At 56.8% G+C, this 2,006-nt stretch carries 3 protein-coding genes; 1 reads left to right on the forward strand and 2 read right to left on the reverse strand.

The window, feature by feature from the left end; all coding sequences use genetic code 11:
* Positions 1–34: 34 nt before the first annotated feature.
* Positions 35–277 carry a hypothetical protein gene (locus tag EJO66_RS32375; protein WP_125967283.1) on the reverse strand — a complete coding sequence of 81 codons (243 nt, stop codon included), beginning with the start codon at positions 275–277 and terminating at the stop codon, positions 35–37.
* A gap of 334 nt (positions 278–611) precedes the next feature.
* Here EJO66_RS32375 and EJO66_RS32380 point away from each other — a divergent pair, with 334 nt between their 5' ends.
* Positions 612–1,322 (forward strand): hypothetical protein, encoded by a 711-nt coding sequence (locus tag EJO66_RS32380; RefSeq protein WP_125967284.1) that lies wholly within the window; start codon positions 612–614, stop codon positions 1,320–1,322.
* 472 nt (positions 1,323–1,794) lie between these two features.
* Here EJO66_RS32380 and EJO66_RS32885 read toward each other — a convergent pair.
* Positions 1,795–2,006, reverse strand: a 212-nt coding sequence (locus EJO66_RS32885) for a hypothetical protein (RefSeq protein ID WP_206168921.1), incomplete at its 5' end; no start/stop codon positions are given.

Here is a 2,006-nt window from a genome sequence, read left to right on the forward strand (position 1 = left end):
GGGTCCTGGCCGAGATGTGCCGGTCAACAGCGCCTCATAGCTTGCCCTTGAGAATCCCGAACCGGGTACTTTCGTCCGGTTTGAAGGAAACCAAGTTTCCAGCGTCATCACTCAGGAACAATCGGCAGCATTCGCTGCATTGATACATCGGACGCTTTACGCGCCTCATCTCCGCCCACACCTCACCGCCTGCTTCGATTCTCTCCGCAGCGCCCTCGTACAGTTGGTCGGGGATGAAGTAGGCCTTGTGTTCCTGGTAGTCGGTGTTGTCTCGCACAACAGCTCCACAGGGACATACAAATTTCATAACGCTTCCCTCACCATCGGTGGCCTATCTGAACATGCGAGCTTCGTCTGCCTTTCGCGTCTGGGCGATGTATTCACGGATAGCGGGCTGTCGTCACCGCTTTCGCACGAAATCTGGAGGCCCTCAACGTACGTCGGCTATTGGCCGACTGTAACCGAAGCACTGCCGGCGGCTTGGGCCCTCGCTCGAGAGGGATCGGCGCGCATAAAACAAGGCACCTGCGATACGTAGACGCGGGGCACGAAGACGATGGATCAGGCGCCTTCGAGTACATTTTTGACGTCATGAACAACGGCGTGGACGATTGATCCGCGCAGCATCTGGCGGCGCAATGGGAATTGAATACCGACACTTTCTTGTGGTGAACGATGCACGATGGCGCCCGCAGGCGGACACCGCCTCGAGAGTCGAACAGGTGCTTCGCGCGTGGTCGTTGGGCGACAGGCCAGACAAGGTCATTGACCTGGTGCAAGGTGAGCAGCTCTCGACGGAACCTGCCACCGTCTGCGCACCAGGCAGAGGGATCGCAGTGGTCTACGGTGGAGTCGATGGTGCCGTTGTTGAAAAACTGGCTGGTCCTTCCTACTACCCAGAAGTTCGCCCTGCAGACCGCTACATCATGCGAACAACCCTGCTCGTTGGGGAAGACTATCGAATCCAGACAACCTCGGACAGCAGTATCTACTTCGAAATGATGGAGCCTCCGCTCGATGGACGAGGAAATCCTCTTGAGCCTATCGATGGTGAGTTTTCATTGGATCTCTACGCCGACACCTTCCCGGGGACAGACATCTCCGAGCCGCCAACGTTAAGGGCACATGTAGCAGAGTTCGCGCAACACAACATCGGCTGGACTGAATGCAATGGTTTTTGGCGAGGGGCCTTGGTGATCGATTTCGGCAAGGACCTCCCAGGCTTTGCGCGAGGCATTCATCTTCTGCCCGCCACCCAGTTCGTGCGCGATCTCAGTGAAGCGTTCCGCGGCCCACTTGTTCAGATTGGCGAGTTCAACTAGTGATGAGTGCAGTGGTGGACTGCGCCCCCGTCAGGCCCTTGCGCACTTCCAGGCATGTTCAGGGTTGAAATTGCTTCACTTTTTTTGGGAGCGCCGATTTTGGCCGACTGCAGCCAGTAGCGGCGTTGGAGCTTCGGGCCCATTGCGGTCTTCCGGTCTACTCTGAAGCGGACATGCCTGCGATGGTCTACGGGCGGTCCTTGGGGTCCTTCGAATAGATTTGGAAGTACGCTACCTCCCGCAATCCTTGACCGTTCCGCCTGCATCAACTCGAGCTAGGCTGGATGGTTCAAGGTTCGGATTGACCCGTTGCAGAAGGCCGCTATCGTCGACATAGAGGCCACTGTAGTACGACGACTCTCCCACGCGAACGAACTCGCGACGGTCGGATTCGGTCAACACGACCAACCAGAAAATCGCCTCGGCACGATCGAGCCGGCTAACCACCTCGGAGTGAACCTCGTTCCAAGGCTTATCGTCCCTCGTTTCGCAGAAAAGAGTCGGAAAGAAGTGCAAGCAACGAGTTCAGTTCTTCGGGGTTGTCGGAAAAATCCGCAACTGTTCGAACTTCCCCCCCTTTGCTAACGGCATAAGCCGCAGACGAAGCCAACGTCATGTGCGGAGGGAACGTCAGTTTGCGACTCCTGAAAAAAATCCAGCAACCTTCGGCTTCGGCATATTCGA

The sequence above is a fragment of the Variovorax beijingensis genome (genome assembly GCF_003951285.1).
In the GTDB taxonomy this organism is placed as follows: domain Bacteria; phylum Pseudomonadota; class Gammaproteobacteria; order Burkholderiales; family Burkholderiaceae_C; genus Variovorax; species Variovorax beijingensis.